This window comes from Pseudomonas sp. 10B238 (genome assembly GCF_000970615.1).
Taxonomy (GTDB): domain Bacteria; phylum Pseudomonadota; class Gammaproteobacteria; order Pseudomonadales; family Pseudomonadaceae; genus Stutzerimonas.
In genome coordinates this window covers 402,269-420,519 of the sequence record NZ_KQ033927.1, presented here as the reverse complement: position 1 = coordinate 420,519, position 18,251 = coordinate 402,269, and the positions used below count along the sequence as shown (strand labels likewise).

The window sequence follows — 18,251 nt, the reverse complement described above, 5'->3', positions numbered from 1 at the left end:
ATACGCGTTGAGCGGGACACATCACGCCGGCACCGCGTTGCGAGTGAGACGGGCAAAGGTCTGCTGCAGGCTGCCATCGGCAGCAGCCAGCTCATCAGCGCGACCCTGCGCTACGAGGTTCCCGCGATTGAGGATGATCAGCTCGTCACTCGCCTGGACCTCGTCGAGCAGGTGGGTCGTCCAGAGCACGCTCATGCCTTGCTCGTTGCAAAGCGATCTCACATGATCGTTGAGGTTCTGGCGGCTGGCCGGATCGAGCCCCGCACTGGCTTCATCGAGCAGCAGCAGGCTCGGCTTGTGGAGGAGGGCACGGGCGATTTCCACCCTTCGGCGATGGCCGCCATTGAGTTCGCGCACCTTGCTTTTGCGGCGCTCGCTCAGTTGCTGGCGATCCAGCTCCACTTCGATCCGGTCATTGGCAACCTTGCGCGGCATGCCATGCAGGGCGGCGTGGTAGCGCAGGTTCTGCTCGACACTGAGATCCAGATCCAGCGTGCTTTGCTGGAAGACCACCCCAAGTCGCCGCAAGGCTTCGCGCGGCTGGCTGCGCAGACTGAAGCCGGCCACCTGAATGTCGCCCTGCTGCAAGTCGTACAGGCGCGTCAGCAACGCGATCAGCGTCGATTTCCCAGCTCCGTTGGGGCCGAGCAGAGCGGTAAAGCCTCCGGCCGCCGTGTTGAAATTCACATCGTGCAGCGCCTGACGTTCCCCGTAGGCGAAGCTGACGCGCTCAACCCGCAGCGCGGTCATGGCGCGACCACCACGCCCCAGGGGTAGCGTCCGACCTTGATCGATTTGATCACCTTGAGCGAGTCCACATCGATCACCGAAACATCACCGCTGACGCCATTGGTGGTCAGCAGCCGGCTCTCATCGAGGTTGAACGCCATGTGCCAGACCCGGCGGCCCACCAGCAGGTAGTCGAGCACCTCATAGGTCTTCGCATCGACCACGGCGATATGGTTGGCCGGGCCGAGCGCGACGAACGCGTATTTGCCGTCCGAGCTGAGCTTGATGCCGACCGGCTGGACCTTGTCCGGATGTACGCCTTTGATCTTGAAGTTCAGCGTATTGATGATTTCGCGCTTTTCGACGTCGACGACGCTTACCGTTCCGCCGATCTCCGACGAGGCCCAGAGCAGCGTGCTGTCCTTGTTGAACTCGACATGGCGCGGGCGCTGGTCGACCAGGGTGTTGTCCACCAGCTGGTTGGTACTGGTGTCGATCCAGTGCAGCATGTTAGTGGTTTCGCTGGTGTTCACCGCCCATTTGCCATCCGGGCTGACGCCCATGCCCTCTGGCTCGACGCCAACGTCGATCTGCGCCAGTACCTCCTCGTTGTCGACGTCGACCACCGTCACCAGCGCATCGTCCTCGTTGGAGATGTACAGCCATTTGTTGTTCGGGTGCAGGGCGAACTGCTCGGGATCCGCGCCGGACGGCAGCTGCTTGATGATCTTCCGGGTTGCCAGGTCCATGACCTGAACCGTGTCCGAGTCGCTGGCGCAGATGTAGAGCAGCTTGTTGTCGCGTGACAACGTCAGCCCGCGCGGACGCTGGCCAACCTCGAGCGTCTCGACCGTTTCCAGCGTATCCAGATCGATCACACTGACGGTGTCGTCTTTTTCGTTCGACACATAGGCAGTGGCCGCCAGAGCGGATGCACTGGTGCAAGCGAACGCGCAGGAAATGGCAGCAGCAAGGAGTGTTCGGGGCATGGATAGATTCTCTTGTTGTTGTGTGAACCGCTCAGCGGGCAATTTGATTCGGTGACTGATCCATACGCTGCAAGTATTCGTCCGCTTCGCTCTGACCGCCTTCGGATGCACGTTCCAGCCACATTCGCGCGGCCTTCGGGTCTTTTTTCACACCGCGCCCTTCGGCTAGCGCTGTACCCCAGTGGTAGCGGGCCAGGCTCACATAGCTGGCCTCATCGGGCTGATTGGCGCCGCGTTCCATGAGCGCAGCGGCTTTGTCCAGATCCACCGGCACGCCCGACCCAGACTCGTACATCTGCGCCAGCCAGATCATCGAATACACGTCGTTCCAGCGCGCGATGCAGTCCTCGAATATCTGCCTGGCAACGTCGAAATTTCCGGTCTTGGCAGTGACGTAGCCGTACATGCATTTGATCCGCTTCGGGCTGTCGATGTAGGCGTCATACCCCAGCTCGCTGGCGCTCGCGGTGTGCGCCAAACCGCTAAATAACAGACCGCAGATGTAGCGGGACATGACTCTCATCGGCTCGCCTCGCTCAACCGGCATTTACTCTCCGGACGATCGAAGCCCAGGGTGTCCAGTTCACTGGTGGGGTGCAGGAAGCCCTCCTGGGGCGAGTTGGATACCAGACCACGTGGATGCACGAGCGGGATCGGCTGGCGCAGCTGGCCGTTCCAGGGCCGGAACGTCAGCTTGCGGCCTTTGAAACCATCGACCGGCAGCGTCTCGCTCAGCGATATCTGGCGTATTGCGTCGGGGTCGGCGGTGCCGAGCTTGGTGATTGCCGTGGCGAGGCTGCGCACGCCGATCCAGACAGCGAAATCGCGGTCGTTCATCCAGCGATTGGCATGCGCTTCAAAGCGCTTCTGCAGCTGCGCAGCGCCATAGGTTTCGACCGTTTTATGCCAGCCTGTCGGAATCAGGCCCTGCGTGCCCACTACCGGCCGTGGCAGCCAGGTGTGGTAGGGCACGTACTCGCCGAAGTCGCCGCGCTCGTCAGCCACCACGACGACGTCGTACTCGCCAGTTTGAGTGAACAGGGGCATGTCTGCTTGAGCTGTGCGCCGCTGGTCGTTATCGAAGGTCCAGGGCTTCTCTTCAATGATCTTGTGGCCGAACCGCTTGGCGGCACGCTTGATCGCCTCGGCATAGGCCTGGTCCTCCTCGGTCGGCCCGCTGATTAACAGCCAGCGGTTCCAACGGCGCACGGCAAGGAACTGACCCAGCGCGTCGGCCAACATACTGCGGCTTGGAAGGGTATGCAGCACGTTACCCAGGCAGCGCGTCGTTCGCAGTTCGTCCGTTGGGCTGCCTGCGTTGATCAGCAGGCTGTCCGGCATGGCAGCGGCTAGCGCTTCCAGGCTTTTAGCGGGCGCATTCACGACGAACAAGCGTACCCCCTGCTCATGCAGCTGTCGGGCCTCGTTCTGGAGTTGCTCTGGTGTTTCGGCCGTGAGGCTATTCAAGGCATAGCTGTGCTTGAGGAAGCGTCCTGTGCTGTTGCTATCGGCAATGGCCAGTTCGGCACCGCTCAAGCCGGCATCAACCGGCTCGGGGATGACGTTGGATAGCAGAGGGCCTGGGTCCGGGCGGTAGCCGAGGTAACCGATGCGCACCGAGAGTTCTGGCTCCGCTGCGCCTGCGTCACTGACGAAAGCGGCGCAACAGGCGAGGGCGATCAAGCAACGGCTGCGGAAAGAAAGAGGGCGCATGGACGACTCCTATGACGTTGCGGTCAGCATAGGAACCCTGTCGGGGCGGGGGAATATGCAGAAAGTACCAGCTGCTGTGTACCAAGGTAGTAAACCGGCGCCCGGCGGCCGCCTCTAGCATAGAACCGTGCATAACAATAACGAGAAGACCCCATGCCTCCATTCAAAGCGCTCACCCTACAGCTCCTGTTGATCGCCAGCCTGATTGGCTTCGACCAGGTGCTTGCCGCCGGTGACCTTACCCGTCGCACGCAATCGCTGCCGGATCTCAGATTTGGTTCCGAAGAAAGTGATTACGCGGTCTCGCAGAAGGAGTACCAACTCGAGACCGGCGTTGCCTATCAACTCAAGGTCATCGCCGAAGGCCATAAAGAATGCGCTTTCCAGGCACCGGAGTTTTCGCAGGCGATCTTCCTGCGCAAGGTCGAAGCCGGAGGCGTGGAAATCAAGGCCGTGACTCTGGTCGAGCTTGAATTCGAAGAAGCCGGTGAGGCGGAAATCTTTTTCCTACCGATCAAGCCCGGCCGTTACCCCTTCTATTGCAAAGGGCTGCAGAACAAGGGCATGGAAGGAAGCTTCTTGGTCAAGTAGCGCATCAACCTGCAGCCCCTTAAAAGCGGACATTGAGCATGTCAGCACTCTGGCGTATCAGCCTGCTGGTCTCGCTGTTTTTTAGCCTGGTTGCGGCCGTCTGCTTGGCTGTACTGCTGCGTCAGGCCAGTCAAGACGTAAGCCGTGAACTGGCGGCGGCGGGTGCCGTGCTCAGCTATCTCACCGATGTGGCGGAGCGCGATCCCGCTGCACTCCAGCCTGAGCTGACGCGGCACTTGCGGCATGTTCAGGTTCGCTGGTTGGGCCCAGATGTCCCAAGCCGCGAGGTCCGCCCGCAGCGAAGCACCTGGCTCGAGACCCTGTTGTATCCCGCCGAGCTGCCCGCGCCGCTGACTGTGCAGATGCCAGAGGGTCGAACCTTGCAACTGAGCGTCGACCCCCGAGACGAGATCGAGGAAGTCGAGGAATCCCTGCTACAGCTGTTGGCATGGTTCGGCAGCGCGTTATTGCTGAGCCTACTGGCGATCCGGTGGGCTGTCAGGCCTGCGCTGGGCGTGCTGAACGAGTTGCTTGCCGCCTTTGGCCAGGTTTCCCAAGGCCGTCTCGATATGCGTCTGCCGAGCCACTCCCTGCTGGAGGCACAGCAGTTATCCGGGCATTTCAACCGCATGGTTAGCGCCTTGGAGTACACCCGGCGAGAAAACGATGACCTGACGCGCTCGTTACTGGAGCTGCAGGAGCGTGAGCGCACACAGCTCGCCCAGGCGCTGCATGATGATCTTGGGCAATACCTGGCCGGTATCCGCGCCCAGGCTTGCTTGCTACAGGCGATAAAAGACCAGCCGCAATTGGTCAGCACAACCGCACGCACTCTGGATGATCACTGCGAACAATTGCAGGACGGTTTTCGCAGGCTGACTCGCGAGCTCTATCCCGTGATGCTCGACCATTTGGAATTGCCTGAAGCAATACACCTGTTGGCCGAGCAGTGGCAGAGCGCGCAAGGAATCAAGTTGCGCGTGCAGATCGACCGGCGCGTTCCATCCCTTCCGCTGAACAAGAAAGAACAGCTGTACCGTTTGCTGCAGGAATCGCTCACAAATGTGGCCAGGCACGCCTGTGCCAGCTTCGTGTTCATTCGCCTGCGCATGAACGGCGGTCGGCTGCGGCTGCTCGTGCGTGACAACGGCCACGGCCACGGCGCACCCGGAAGGCTCGGCATTGGCCTGCGTTCGATGCATGAACGCGCACGGGCGCTGGATGGCCGGTTGGTCGCGCGCGGGCGAGTAGGTTACGGCTGGGTGGTTTATCTGGACATTCCGATCAGGGAGTCATGCCCCAATGAAGATCCTTCTCGTTGACGATCACGCCGTGGTCCGCCAGGGCTACGCTGCGCTGCTACGCGTCTTGCTACCCGACGTTCAGGTCATTGAGGCCTGCGATGGCGAGGAGGCCCTGGCCAGAACTCTGGAGGTGGCCCCAAGCCTGGTCATCATGGATGTCGGACTACCCGGCATCAGCGGCGTCGAGACCACACGGCGTCTATTGCAGCGGCTGCCACAACTGCGCGTGCTGTTCTTTAGCATGCACGACGAATTACCCCTGGTGCGCCAGGCACTGGATGCCGGAGCCTCCGGCTATATCACCAAGAGCTCGTCGCCGGAGGTGCTGTTGGACGCGGTACGCCGTACCTTGGCCGGTCACGCCTACATCGAACAGACGCTGGCCACCCAATTGGCACGTAACCCGGTGGCGGCTAATGCGCAGGATCCACGCTTGCAAGGAATGACACAGCGTGAATTCGAGATCTTCGTAATGCTCGCCAAGGGCACACCGGCGCGACTGATCGCCGAACGGCTTTGCATCAGCGGCAAGACAGTGTCCAACTACCTGACGCTCCTCAAGAGCAAGCTGCAGGTCAGCTCGCATGCGGAGCTGGTTCATCTGGCCATTGATACCGGTATTGTGCGGGTGGGTGATCGAGCAGCCAGTTAGCTCGTTCTGCAGCGTTTTGATGGGCCGACTTCGCTGGTAACGGTGCGGGCTGGCAGTGCGTTCTGTAAAAACCTCAATCCTCTCCGATTGTCAGAGCTCGGGCATCTCGGTGTCGTGTCTGGCCGACGATGCTGCTTTGGAAACGGTAGCAAGCGATCCCATTTCTCCACTCTCTAGATAGAGGCAAATGAGCATGATCAAAGTCAGCGTGATGTACCCCAATACCCCTGGCGCGAGGTTCGATCACGATTACTATCGCGACAAGCACCTACCGTTGCTCAAGGCCCGTATGGGCGATGCCTGCCTCTATTACACGATTGACAAGGCCATTTCCGGGCGCACCCCAGATGAACCGGCGCCCTACGTTGCGATGTGCCACATTTTCAGCGAATCGGTCGAAGCCTTTCTGGCGGGTATCGGTCCTCATGCAGAGGAGATTGTTGCGGACATCGCCAATTACACCGACCTGACGCCGGTCCGGCAGATCAGCGAGGTAGTGGTAGGGCACTGATGGTTGCTTGGACAGTGTCGGGCATCGCCATGACCCGGTTCCGTCCGCCGTCCTTGGCCAGGTAAAGCTGCCTGTCGGCGTGCTGCATGAGGCCGTCCAGCGTGTCGCCTATATAGGGCCATTGCTCCAGTGAGCGGGCATTTGTTGGTTCAGACACTGGAAAACGCTAACCAGCTCTGAACTAACAACGGCTGGCTACTTCATAAATTCTGAACACTCTGCGATGGAGCAATACGGCGGTCCTATGGTTTTTCTTGTCTTGGGAATTTTGCTTTTTCTGTTCACGGCGGCAGATATCACCAAAACCACGCTGTCGACGCGCGGTGGTGGGACTATCACCAATATCGTTTCCAAGAGCGTATGGCGTTGTTTCTTCGCCGCGGCCGGTCGGCGAGGGGAGGCGAAGCTGCTGGAGTATGCAGGCCAATGCGTGCTGCTGTTGGTGCTGCTGACCTGGATTGCCTGTCTATGGCTCAGTCTGTTTCTGATGCTTGCATCGGACCCGGCCTCGGTGATCAATGGCACGACCAAGGCAGCCGCGGACCTCTGGGAAACCTTCTACTACGCCGGCTTTACGCTTTCTACGCTGGGCGTAGGCGATTTCGCAGCCTCAAACGACGCGTGGCGGGTACTGACCAGTGCTGCAGCCTTCTGTGGGCTGACCTTCATCACGGCTGCGATCACCTACATCGTTCCGGTACTCTCGGCTGTTAGCCTGCAAAACCAGCTCAGTCTGCTCATCAGTAGCATGGGACGGACACCGCAGGAGATCCTGATCAACAGCTGGAACGGGTCTGATTTTTCGCGTTTTTATGACAATGCCAGCGACATACGGCAGATGCTGGTCGAGCACACTCTCAACCATCACGCCTATCCGGTGATTCGTTGCTTTCATAACAAACAAGCAGAAAAGAACGTCATACCCGCTGTGGCGAGCCTGAACGAGGTGCTGCAGTTACTTGAAGAGGTCGCTGAAGACGTACCGCAGGACACGCTGAAACACAAGATGCTCGTGTCGGCGCTGGACCAGCATCTTGAGATGCAGCGTTCCAACTACCTCGGCCAGGTGAATAGCCACGCCCAGCTTCCGATCATGGATCTCGCGTCGCTGAGCGATGCTGGAATTCCGCTTAAATCAAATGCGGCTCAAATGCTCAACGCACCGGAGCGGCGCCGGTTGTTGGCCGCATTACTGGAAGCGGATGGCTGGGAATGGCACCACGTTTACCCGCGCGACTGACGAGGCGGTGCGTCAATAGCAAAGCTTCGATGGCCTAAAGCTCAATGTTCCGGGGGCCCGGCGTCATGACTCCGGATAGGCTCGAACGGCTATTGCTGGAACCCTTTTTGATCACACTGAAGCTGCCATCGGTCTCCAGAACGACGGCTTCAACCTCATCGATAGCTGAGAATCCGCTAGAGCGTATCGCTGAGCGGACCTCATCTTCAGTGACCCGAGCCACGCGCATGGCACTGCCTAGCATCTGCCCTTGATATAGCAGCAGCGCTGGTTCGCCAGTGACCAGCTTGCGTACCCAACCGACTCTTACGCTGGACCAGGTGACGAGATACTGCAATCCGATCAGCAGCGCCAATGCCAGGGTTCCTTCGGCAAGCGATACATCGCGGTTCAGCAAAATGGTGGCGAACGTCGATCCCAGGGCTACCGTGACGATCAGGTCGAATGCGTTCATCTTGGAGAGCGTACGGCGGCCGGAAATACGCAACAGTACGATCAGGTTGATATAAGCCAGGATGCCAATGACCAGGGTGCGGACCAGTGTCGACCAGCCGCTGAAAAACATACCTTCCACATCTATCTCCTTTGGAGTCTGCCCTTGGTAGACGCCATCGAGGTAGATGGGTTGCACCTTCAGTAGGAGGAAGAAGGTATTCCTTCGTATCGACCAGCTGCGCTGTCAGCTGTCCAGCTGTTTGGCCGGGACGATCCGGTCATGCAGAACGCGTTCGGCGTTGTCGCCCAAGGCAAGGAATACTCTAAGTGCGGCGTAGGCATCGTTCGCCGCATACAGCCGCTGCGCATCGGTAAGAGAACGGTTGCTCCAGTTCGACGTGGATACGCTGCGCGATTTGCTCACTCGCGTACCCAATACCGCTGCAACCGCGCCGCGTAGTCCGACCTGTCCCTTTTTGCCCTGGTAGCGCAGGGTTGTGCCCAGGTCGATGAAGTGCACCATCTCGATACCCAGGCGGTTGCGCAATCGGCTGCGGTCGGTGCTTAGCCCGAATCCCACCTTCAACACCTGAGTTGACTGGAGCACTGCTCTGACGGCTTCGCTGCAGCCATCCGAGCCGACTTTGAACAGGTAGCCTTTCTCGGGGCTGGCAAACTGAATCAAATGCGGCCCCGTCGATACTTCACCCACCTTGAAGGTCGGTTTGGATTCGGTATCGAAGCCGACCTGCGGCCAACCGAGCAGCTCGTCCTTGGCTTGACTGAAGGCTTCGGGGGTTTCGGGGGTGATGATCTGACCGAGTTGGAGGCCATCGAAGCGGGGCAGGGCGTCCAGTTCGACGACCTGTGGGATATGGATAATGGGCATCGAGGGGTTCCGGCGAGCGCTGACTAGTGCAGCAAAGTGCAGTGGTGTCGTTGATGCAGGCGAGACTAGCGCACAACGCCACCAGAAGCATGTTTGATGCGGATGACGAGGCCGGCGTACCCCTTACTTTTCCCAGTCAATCGGGCAATCGATGCAGCTTTCCATATGGGTGCCTTGAAAGGTTGCATAGTGACGGCGTGCCCCGATCAGGGTGGCCTCTGCGAGGTTGGCATCGTTGAACTTGGCTTCTTGCAGGTTCGCGTCGGTCAGCGTTGCGCGTGCGAGATCTGCCTTGCTGAGCCAGGTCATCTCAAGGTTGGCAGCGGTTAGATTTGCGCCCTGCATTTTCGCCCCACTCAAACGCGCAAACTCAAGATTTGCTGCGGTCAGGTTGGCCCCGTTCAATCGTGCGGCCTGAGCGAACAGGCCCCATCCCTGAATTGCCACCAGGTGGGCATTGGTGAGATTCGCCACCCGCAGGTTGGCTTGTCGCAGGCTGGCGCGGGTGAGGGTGGCGCCGGTCAGGTCTGCCTTTTCCAGATTGGCCAGATCCAGATTCGCATGACGCAGGTTGGCACCGGACAGATTGGCACCGGTCAGGTCCATCTTGCGCATGTCCTGATTGCTCAGGTCGGCATTACGGAGGTCGGCGTTGGGGCATCTGCTTTCCGGCTGGATGACGCAGCCATTGATGATGGTCGGCTGATCGTCATCAGCCAGTAGCGACGCGCTGGCGAGCAGTGCAAGGGGCAGCAAAAGAAGGGTCGGGTTCATGGCAATTCCATATTCGAAATGAGGAAGGACAGCCGACGTGTGACGGATCGGTGAACCGGAGAGCGCCAACCCTTGCGGTTCAACCGAGCTGGCTACGCCAGCCGTCCAACGTGGGAGGCTGCGCCGCATCACGGCGCAGCCCAGACTTAGCGTTTGGCGGTCTGCTTGTCCCAACTCGGGATCCGGAACACCCAGAACGAACCGCCCTGCGCAACAGGCTTGGTCAGCGCTGCCATGTCGCCGCCCCACAGCGGCACGGCGCCACCGTAGCCGACGGTCACTCCGATGAATTGCTCACCGTCCTGCTCCCAGGTGATGGGCGGGGCGATGATTCCGCTGCCGGTCTGGAATTTCCACAGTTCTTCGCCGGTTTTAGCGTTGAAGGCTTTCAGGTAACCATCACCGGTCCCGGTGAATACCAGGTTGCCCTGGGTGGCAAGCACACCCGCCCAGAGTGGCAGCGGTTCCTTGTGCTCCCAGGCGACCTTGCCCGTGGTGGGATCCATGGCGCGAAGAATGCCGACGTGATCGTCGTACATGCGCTTGATGCGGAAACCCTGACCGAGATAGGCATTACCCTTCTTGTAGCTGACCTCTTCGGTCCAGTAGTCCTCTTTCCAATGGTTGGCGGGGACGTAGAACAGCCCGGTGTCCTGGCTGTAGGCCATGGGATTCCAGTTTTTACCGCCCAGAAAGGGCGGTGAAACCTCGACCGACTTGCCGTGCGCTTCGCCTGGCTCCGGCAGCGGTGGACGCTGACCTTCGTTCTCGACAGGTCGACCGGTCTTCAAGTCGATGTGGCTGGCCCAGGTGATGTTGTCGACGAAAGGGAAGGCGTTCTGCAACTTGCCATCCTCGCGATCGACCACGTAGAAGTAGCCATTGCGGTCAGCGTGGGCCGTCGCCTTGACGGTTTTTCCATCCTTATTTTTGTAGTCGAACAGCACCAGCTCGTTGTTGCCGGAGAAATCCCAGGCATCGTTGGGGGTGTGCTGATAGAACCACTTCACTTCGCCCGTGGTGGCGTCGACACCGAGCTGCCCGGAGGTGTAGAGACTGTCGTAGTCTTTCGGCTCGCCGCCATCAGCGGTGCGCGCCCAACCGTTCCAGGGCGCCGGGTTTCCCGCACCGACGATGATGGTGTTGGTCTCGGCATCGAAGCTCGCGCTCTGCCAAGGCGCGCCGCCACCCTGGCTCCAGGCCTCTTTCTTGCCAGTGGGCGAATTGGGGTCATCAGGCCAGGAGGGCGCATTGACGTCCCCGGTCGGTGTGCTGTCTTTGCCGTTGAGACGGCCCACATGGCCCTCGACGAAGGGACGCATCCAGACCTCCTCGCCGGTGTCTGGATCGCGGGCGAACAGCTTGCCGACGATTCCGAATTCGTCACCCGAGCTGCCATGAATCAACAGCACCTTGCCGCTTTTCTGGTCCTTGATCAGGGTTGGTGCGCCAGTCATGGTGTAGCCCGCGCCGTGGTCACCGAACTTCTTCTTCCAGACGACCTTGCCGGTGTCCTTGTTTAGCGCGACCACCTGGGCATCCAGCGTGCCGAAGTAGATCTTGTCACCATAAATCGCCGCACCTCGGTTGACGACGTCGCAGCACGGGCGGATATCCGCAGGCAACCGGTGCGCGTAGCTCCAAAGCCGTTTGCCTGTGCGCGAATCGAGCGCGAACACGCGCGAGTAAGAGCCCGTCACGTAGATCACACCGTCATGCACGATGGCCTGGGATTCCTGGCCCCGCTGCTTCTCGTCACCAAAGGAAAAGGACCAGGCCGGCGTCAGTTTGAAGACGTTTTCATCATTCACCTGATTCAGCGGGCTCCAGCGCTGGGCATTGGTGCCCAGGCCGTACTGCAACACGTTTTCGGTCGAAAGATGGTCGTTGGCGATGTCGTCCCAGGTGACGTTCTTGGCGTCTGCCAAGCCGCTGAGTGAGAGACCGCCAATCAGAACGGCGATGGCGAGAGGGCGTTTGCTGCCCAGGGGGCTTGTTGTTGTCATAGTTGGTTTCCCTTGGTCGATTCGGACGAGGCCAGTTGCTGTGCTCGCTACATGGGTTGTGCGAGAGGCTGGTCAGGCGATTCGATTATTGGGATGGGATCGCGACGGCAGATACGGAAAAGCTCCCGCTGATTCAGGGAAAACTTCCCAATCCGCCTGTGTTTTCGGTCTGCTACCTGGGTGCTGCGCCGATGCCGCATGAGGCCCTACTACCAAGGGAGGAGAATCCGACAACCAAAGCACGATTCTGCCACGTGGTCGCAATGCCCAAGATGACCACCATGCGCTCCAACTGGGGCTGCCTTGCTCAGGTATTCGAAAATAACGGTGGTAGTCATGAATAATAAAACTGAACTGCGCGCACTTTTTGCTGCTGGTCTGCTCGGCTTCGCCGGATTTGCCTTCGCCCACGGTGACGTCACGCCGCAGAAGGTGGAGACAAAAGGGTTGTCCCCGCTGGGTGAAGAGTGGGTCGATGAAAACCCGTACCGGGCGCCCAGTGAAGACCATGACAGGGCCGTTGAAATTGGCTCATCGGCCTACAACCAGAACTGCGCCCGCTGCCATGGCCTCGAGGCAATCTCTGGCGGCATCGCACCGGATCTGCGTGAACTGGAAGCCAGCTATGACGGCGACGAGTGGTACAAGGAGCGCGTAATCAACGGTGCTGTTCGCGATGGCGCCGTCTACATGCCCCGCATGGCCGATTACCTCAGCCAGGAAGCGCTGTGGGCCATCCGTACCTACATCGAAAGCGAAGCTGCCAAGCGGTGACTACGATGCGCCAGTTGCTTGCGGGGCTCTGCTTGTGGATGGCTTGCGCGCTGGTACAGGCGGAGGTGGTCAAGGTGCGCGCGTTCGATGACATCGTCGATTCGGGCGTGCTCAAGGTGGCGATGTACGAGAACTTTCCGCCCTACAGCTTCATGGCCGATGGCAAGCCGCGCGGGGTCGATTTTGAGCTCGCGCAAAAACTGGCGTCGGAACTCGGGCTGAAGGTCGAGGTGTTGTGGGTAAGGCCTGACGAGACACTGGATGACGACCTGCGCAACTTCATCTGGAAAGGCCACTACCTGCGACCGAACGTACTGGCCGACGTGATGATGCGTGTGCCCTACGACCGCGAGTTTTCCTACAAGCAGAACGAGCTGGGCGAGCTGATCAACGAGCTGGTGGTCATGTTCGGTCCATACCAGCGCGAGCGCTGGCAGTCCGCCTACGATGATCGACGCCTCGAAGAGCTTTCCAGCGTGGCCGTATTCCGCTACCACCCGGTCGGGGTGGAAGTGGAAAGTGTCCCCTCGTTCTATCTGTCATCGGTATTCAACGGCAGCATTGCCAAAATGCTGCATCACTACCCAACTGCGCAGGCGGCGTTTGCTGCGATGCAGGCGGGTGAGGTTGACGCGACCATGGCCATGCGCGGTGAGATCGACTGGATGCTGAGCCAGGCCAACGACAGTCATCTCAAGGCCGCGCAGAACGCCTATCCAAACATGGGCAAACAGGTCTGGGAGCTTGGCATGGCCGTGCATGAGTCCAACCGTCAGCTGGCTTACGCGCTGGAAGGCGAGCTGGAAGGCCTAATCAAGGCGGGCACTGTCAAAGCCATCTACGAAGGCTACGGCCTGCAGTATGAGCTGCCCGAGCTGTACCAGGTGCAGCTGGGCGAGAACTGACGCCCGACGGTCTAAATTGCCCTTTCGATTGGTATTGCCATCCTCATGATGGCGCTGTACAGGCTGCTTCAACCGGACGCCGCCAGGTGTTGGGTTGAAGCTGCGCTTAAGCACATTCGGCCAGGCCGATGCGCGTGCATGAGCACCAGCCGAGTCCTTAAAAAATACGCTTTCTTTACGCCGCTGCGCTGAAGGCGCAATCGAATCTTTACGCCCCTCGCTCTGAAACTCTCCGTACCGCACTGATGCGACCTACGGAGCTGATCCCCCATGACATTTCTCGACGGGCTATCGCTGGCCTTGGCCATCGCCCTGTTCATCTACCTCCTGGTTGCGCTGTTGCGCGCCGAACGCAGCTAGGAGATCCAATGAACACTCACGATTACTGGATGATCGCGGCCTTCTTCGCGCTGGTCCTCATACCTGCCCCCTGGTTGGGGCGCTACCTGTTTCGAGCCATGGAGGGTGAACGAACCTGGCTGACGCCTGTTCTCGGACCCATCGAGCGCATCTGCTACCGCACTGCAGGGATTGACGAGCACAGCGAGCAGGATTGGAAAACCTACAGCCTGGCGTTATTGGCGCTGACTGCGGTGAGCCTGTTAGCGCTGTTTGCGATTCTGATGATGCAAGCCAGTCTTCCGCTCAACCCGCACGCGGTACCGGGCATGACGTGGGATCTTGCCCTCAATACCGCTGTGAGCTTTGTCACCAACACCAACTGGCAGGCCTACAGTGGCGAAGCCCAGCTCAGCTATTTCAGCCAGATGCTCGGCCTTGGTGTGCAGAACTTCATCAGTCCGGCGGTGGGGCTGGCCGTGTTGGTGGTGCTTTGTCGCGCACTGTCACGGCGATCGGCGAATGCAATCGGAAATTTCTGGGTCGATCTGACTCGAGCAGTGCTTTATTGCCTGTTGCCGTTCTGCGTCGTGCTCGCCCTGGTCTTGGTCTGGCAGGGGGTTCCGCAGAGTTTTGCGAGTTATGTTCAGGCCTTCACGCTGCAAGGCGGCGAGCAGACCATTCCTCTAGGGCCAGCGGCCAGCCAGATCGCAATCAAGCAGCTGGGGACCAATGGCGGCGGTTTCTTCGGCGTCAACTCAGCGCATCCCTTCGAGAACCCGACCGCCTGGAGCAACCTGTTCGAGATGGTCTCGATCATCCTGATTCCCGCTGCGCTGGTCTTCATGTTCGGCCATTACGTGCGTGATCTACGGCAGAGTCGGGCCATTCTTGCCTGCATGCTGACCGTGTTCGTCCTGGGCCTTGGCGTCACGCTGGCCGCCGAGCATCAACCGAATCCAATGCTGTCCAGCCTGGCGGTTGAGCAGGTCGGGTCGATGGAGGGCAAGGAAAGCCGGCTCGGTATCGCGGCGTCGGCACTATGGGCGACAACAACCAGCGCGGCGTCCAATGGCTCGGTCAATGCGATGCATGACAGCTTCAGCGCGCTGGGCGGCATGGTGCCTCTGGTCAATATGATGCTGGGCGAAATCATCTTCGGCGGCGTCGGCGCCGGGCTGTACGGCATGCTGCTGTTCGTCCTGATCACGGTGTTCCTAGCTGGCCTGATGATTGGTCGTACGCCGGAATATCTCGGGAAAAAATTGGAGGCTCGCGAGGTTCGGCTGCTGGTCGCGACGCTGCTGGTGATGCCTGTGGGTGTTCTTGTGCTCACGGCTCTCGGCGTCAGTCTTTCAGGGGCTGCCGAGTCGATCACCAATCCGGGGCCGCACGGCCTCAGCCAAATCCTTTACGCCTACACCTCTGGCACCGGAAACAACGGATCGGCCTTCGCCGGGTTTGGCGCGGCCACGCCTTACCACAATCTCATGATCGCGTTCGCCATGCTGCTGGGCCGCTTTGGTTTCATCCTGCCGGTGCTTGCCATTGCAGGCGGCCTCGCGGCCAAGAACCGTGCGCCGGTCGACGCAAACAGCTTCCCCACCCACGGGCCCCTGTTCGTGATCCTGCTGACGCTGGTGATTCTGCTCGTCGGCGGGCTCACGTTTTTGCCTGCACTGGCACTCGGGCCGGTCGCCGAACATTTCTTGCTACAGGGCTTCTGAGGAGCGTCATGATGAACGTCCATCAAACGGCACTCGAGGGTGCCGAGCAAACCACCGCCACGTCCTTCGCTTCGCTGTGCAAGCCTGCGCTGCGCCAGGCCTTCATCAAGCTTGATCCACGGACGTTGGCACGTTCGCCGGTCATGCTGGTGGTAGAGCTCACCGCGGTGCTGACCAGCGTGCTGTGCCTGCTGCCCAACGAGGCGGTCAGTACGGGTGTCGCCGTGCAGATCGCACTCTGGTTGTGGTTCACGGTGCTCTTTGCCAACTTTGCCGAGGCGCTGGCTGAAGGCCGCGGCAAAGCCCGCGCGGATAGCCTGAAAGCGGGATCGCAGGGGCTGGAGGCGCATTTGCGCACGGAGACCGGCGCGTTCCGGAGCGTTGCCGCCGGCAGCTTGCGCCGCGGAGACGTGGTGAGAGTCGAGGCCGGTGAACTGATCCCCGGCGATTGCGAAGTCATCGAGGGCATCGCCGCCGTCAACGAGGCAGCGATTACCGGTGAATCGGCCCCGGTTATCCGGGAATCGGGCGGCGACCGCTCGGCGGTCACCGGCAATACGCGCGTGGTCTCCGACTGGTTGCTGGTGCGTATCAGCAGCGATCCAGGCGAGTCCACACTGGACCGTATGATTGCGTTGGTGGAAGGCGCCAAACGACAGAAGACACCCAACGAGGTCGCGCTCGACGTTTTGCTGATCGGGCTCACGCTGATCTTTCTTGTCGTGGTTGCCACGCTGCAACCCTTTGCACGGTTCGCAGGCGGGGATCTCCCGCTGGTGTACCTGGTGGCGCTGCTGGTCACGCTCATTCCTACCACCATTGGTGGTCTGCTTTCTGCAATCGGGATCGCCGGCATGGACCGGCTGGTGCGGCTCAACGTGATCGCCAAGTCTGGACGGACAGTGGAGGCCGCCGGCGATGTTCAGGTGTTGCTGCTAGACAAGACCGGCACCATTACCTTTGGCAATCGTCGTTGCACGGCCATGTTCAAGGCGCCAGGCGTTTCATCGACCGAGCTCTCATGGGCAGCGCTGCTCTCATCGCTGGCCGACGACACGGCAGAAGGCAAATCCATCGTTGAATATCTGCGCGGCCTTGACCCGGTAAAGGCGCCGGCTGGGCATGAAGTGGCCGGTATTCCGTTCACTGCCGAAACCCGTTTGTCGGGTGCGGATCATGAGGGTCACTGCTACCGCAAAGGCGCTGTCGATGCCGTGCTGGGTTATCTGGGGCTTGTGCGCGAGCAGATTCCAGCCGTGCTGGCGAGAGAGATTCAAACGATTGCACAGAGCGGGGGGACGCCCTTGCTGGTATGCGCGGATGACCGCCTGCTCGGCGCGATTCATCTCAAGGACGTGGTCAAGCCCGGCATCAAAGAGCGCTTTGCCCAGCTTCGCCAGCTGGGTATACGGACCGTCATGGTCACCGGAGACAACCCCCTGACGGCCGCTGCAATTGCCGCCGAAGCGGGCGTCGATGACGTGATTGCCGAAGCAACGCCGGAAAAGAAGCTGCAGCGGATTCGCCAGGAACAGGCCGATGGCAAGATGGTTGCGATGTGCGGTGATGGAGCCAACGACGCGCCTGCGCTGGCTCAGGCGGACGTGGGCATGGCCATGAACGATGGCACCCAGGCAGCGCGCGAGGCTGCGAATCTCGTCGACCTCGACTCGGACCCGACCAAACTGCTGGATGTGGTGCAGGTGGGCAAGCAACTGCTGGTAACCCGAGGCGCACTGACCACGTTCTCGATTGCCAATGACGTGGCGAAGTACTTCGCCATCCTGCCGGCTCTTTTCATTGGCCTATACCCGCAACTTGCCGCGCTGAATGTGATGCAGCTTCACAGCGCATCAAGCGCGATCCTGTCAGCCATTGTCTTCAACGCACTGATCATCATTGCCTTGATTCCGCTGGCGCTGCGGGGCGTCAACGTCAAGGCCGCCGACTCGGCCAGCCTGTTGCGGCGCAACTTGCTGGTCTATGGCCTGGGTGGGCTGGTCGCGCCCTTCGTTGGGATCAAGCTGATCGACATGCTGCTGACCGCGGTGGGTCTGGTCTGAACTCTGCCGCGCCTGACGGCGCGGCTTTTGGAGAAAAAACATGTTCAAACACATCCGTCCGGCGCTTGCAGCGCTGATCCTGATGACGCTGATAACCGGCGTGCTCTATCCACTGTCTGTTACGGCCGTGGCGCAGTTGGCGTTCGCCGAGCAGGCCAACGGAAGCTTGGTGCGCGACCGGGAGGGGCAGGTGAGAGGCAGTGCGTTGCTGGCCCAGCCTTTCGAAGGGCCAGAATGGTTTCACCCACGTCCGTCTGCCGCCAACCATGCAACCGTTGCCAGCGGCGCGAGTAATCTGGCTCCCAGCAACCCGCAGTTGGTCGATCAGGTCCGCGAGCGCGTCAGCGAGTGGAACGGCACGGCTCAACAGCCCGTGCCGATGGAGTTGGTGACGACGTCTGGCAGCGGCCTGGATCCGCACCTCACCTTGGCCGCCGCGAAGTTTCAGGCTGTCCGTGTCGCTGCCGCTCGAGGGGTCTCTGAGCAAGCACTGGATCGCCTGATTCAGGCGCAGCTGACGACGCCCCTTGTAGGCCCCGCCATCGTCAACGTACTGGCTCTGAACCTCGCCCTGGCGGACAATCCGCAGCCTGATTCCGGCGAGTGAAAT

19 protein-coding genes are annotated in these 18,251 nt (G+C 60.3%); 11 read left to right on the top strand and 8 right to left on the bottom strand.

From position 1 onward, the window contains the following. Positions 1–21: 21 nt before the first annotated feature. Genes RT21_RS01815 through RT21_RS01800 form a run of 4 tightly spaced genes read right to left on the bottom strand, consistent with a single transcriptional unit; the run spans position 22 to position 3,431 of the window. Positions 22–750, bottom strand: coding sequence for an ABC transporter ATP-binding protein (locus tag RT21_RS01815; RefSeq protein ID WP_046161346.1), 729 nt, complete (start codon positions 748–750; stop codon positions 22–24). After that, positions 747–1,718 carry a YVTN family beta-propeller repeat protein gene (locus RT21_RS01810; RefSeq protein ID WP_046161345.1) on the bottom strand — a complete coding sequence of 324 codons (972 nt, stop codon included), beginning with the start codon at positions 1,716–1,718 and terminating at the stop codon, positions 747–749. The genes RT21_RS01815 and RT21_RS01810 overlap by 4 nt, the downstream gene beginning before the upstream one ends. Before the next feature lie 31 nt (positions 1,719–1,749). Next, a complete protein-coding gene (locus RT21_RS01805) occupies positions 1,750–2,232 on the bottom strand; it encodes a tetratricopeptide repeat protein (RefSeq protein ID WP_046161344.1) in 483 nt (160 codons plus the stop codon). Positions 2,233–2,237: 5 nt separating this feature from the next. Beyond that, positions 2,238–3,431 (bottom strand): ABC transporter substrate-binding protein, encoded by a 1,194-nt coding sequence (locus RT21_RS01800; RefSeq protein WP_046161343.1) that lies wholly within the window; start codon positions 3,429–3,431, stop codon positions 2,238–2,240. A gap of 153 nt (positions 3,432–3,584) precedes the next feature. Between RT21_RS01800 and RT21_RS01795 the strand changes: the two genes are divergently transcribed. The 5 genes from RT21_RS01795 (at position 3,585) to RT21_RS01775 (ending at position 7,729) form a co-directional block, all read left to right on the top strand. Then, positions 3,585–4,022, top strand: a complete 438-nt coding sequence (locus tag RT21_RS01795) for a cupredoxin domain-containing protein (protein ID WP_046161342.1) — start codon at positions 3,585–3,587, stop codon at positions 4,020–4,022. Positions 4,023–4,060: 38 nt separating this feature from the next. Beyond that, positions 4,061–5,344 carry a sensor histidine kinase gene (locus tag RT21_RS01790; RefSeq protein WP_046161341.1) on the top strand — a complete coding sequence of 428 codons (1,284 nt, stop codon included), beginning with the start codon at positions 4,061–4,063 and terminating at the stop codon, positions 5,342–5,344. After that, positions 5,325–5,978 carry a response regulator gene (locus RT21_RS01785; RefSeq protein ID WP_046161340.1) on the top strand — a complete coding sequence of 218 codons (654 nt, stop codon included), beginning with the start codon at positions 5,325–5,327 and terminating at the stop codon, positions 5,976–5,978. The genes RT21_RS01790 and RT21_RS01785 overlap by 20 nt, the downstream gene beginning before the upstream one ends. 193 nt (positions 5,979–6,171) lie before the next feature. Then, entirely contained in the window at positions 6,172–6,489 is a 318-nt protein-coding gene (locus RT21_RS01780) for an EthD family reductase (protein ID WP_046161450.1), read from the top strand. 223 nt (positions 6,490–6,712) lie between these two features. After that, positions 6,713–7,729 carry a potassium channel family protein gene (locus tag RT21_RS01775; RefSeq protein ID WP_234463641.1) on the top strand — a complete coding sequence of 339 codons (1,017 nt, stop codon included), beginning with the start codon at positions 6,713–6,715 and terminating at the stop codon, positions 7,727–7,729. A gap of 34 nt (positions 7,730–7,763) precedes the next feature. On the opposite strand, the gene RT21_RS01770 is transcribed toward RT21_RS01775, so the two are convergent. From RT21_RS01770 to exaA, 4 genes are all read right to left on the bottom strand, one after another. Continuing rightward, positions 7,764–8,303, bottom strand: coding sequence for a DUF421 domain-containing protein (locus tag RT21_RS01770; protein ID WP_046161338.1), 540 nt, complete (start codon positions 8,301–8,303; stop codon positions 7,764–7,766). A gap of 105 nt (positions 8,304–8,408) precedes the next feature. Then, positions 8,409–9,053 carry a 3'-5' exonuclease gene (locus RT21_RS01765; RefSeq protein ID WP_046161337.1) on the bottom strand — a complete coding sequence of 215 codons (645 nt, stop codon included), beginning with the start codon at positions 9,051–9,053 and terminating at the stop codon, positions 8,409–8,411. A 123-nt stretch (positions 9,054–9,176) separates the two neighbouring features. Beyond that, a complete protein-coding gene (locus RT21_RS01760) occupies positions 9,177–9,827 on the bottom strand; it encodes a pentapeptide repeat-containing protein (protein ID WP_046161336.1) in 651 nt (216 codons plus the stop codon). A gap of 146 nt (positions 9,828–9,973) precedes the next feature. Beyond that, the gene (exaA, locus tag RT21_RS01755; protein ID WP_046161335.1) at positions 9,974–11,833 is read right to left on the bottom strand and encodes a quinoprotein ethanol dehydrogenase; all 1,860 of its coding nucleotides are present in this window, start codon (positions 11,831–11,833) and stop codon (positions 9,974–9,976) included. 336 nt (positions 11,834–12,169) lie between these two features. Here exaA and pedF point away from each other — a divergent pair, with 336 nt between their 5' ends. The 6 genes from pedF (at position 12,170) to kdpC (ending at position 18,248) form a co-directional block, all read left to right on the top strand. Then, positions 12,170–12,607, top strand: a complete 438-nt coding sequence (gene pedF, locus RT21_RS01750) for a cytochrome c-550 PedF (RefSeq protein ID WP_045427171.1) — start codon at positions 12,170–12,172, stop codon at positions 12,605–12,607. 5 nt (positions 12,608–12,612) lie between these two features. Continuing rightward, entirely contained in the window at positions 12,613–13,512 is a 900-nt protein-coding gene (locus RT21_RS01745) for a substrate-binding periplasmic protein (RefSeq protein ID WP_046161334.1), read from the top strand. Positions 13,513–13,782: 270 nt separating this feature from the next. Next, positions 13,783–13,872, top strand: a complete 90-nt coding sequence (gene kdpF / locus RT21_RS23140; protein ID WP_063880480.1) for a K(+)-transporting ATPase subunit F — start codon at positions 13,783–13,785, stop codon at positions 13,870–13,872. An 8-nt stretch (positions 13,873–13,880) separates the two neighbouring features. Next, positions 13,881–15,578, top strand: coding sequence for a potassium-transporting ATPase subunit KdpA (gene kdpA, locus RT21_RS01740; protein ID WP_046161333.1), 1,698 nt, complete (start codon positions 13,881–13,883; stop codon positions 15,576–15,578). An 11-nt stretch (positions 15,579–15,589) separates the two neighbouring features. Continuing rightward, complete coding sequence (gene kdpB, locus RT21_RS01735; RefSeq protein WP_046161332.1) at positions 15,590–17,641, top strand: potassium-transporting ATPase subunit KdpB; 2,052 nt, start codon at positions 15,590–15,592, stop codon at positions 17,639–17,641. A gap of 40 nt (positions 17,642–17,681) precedes the next feature. Beyond that, a complete protein-coding gene (gene kdpC / locus RT21_RS01730) occupies positions 17,682–18,248 on the top strand; it encodes a potassium-transporting ATPase subunit KdpC (protein WP_046161331.1) in 567 nt (188 codons plus the stop codon). Positions 18,249–18,251 lie beyond the last annotated feature (3 nt).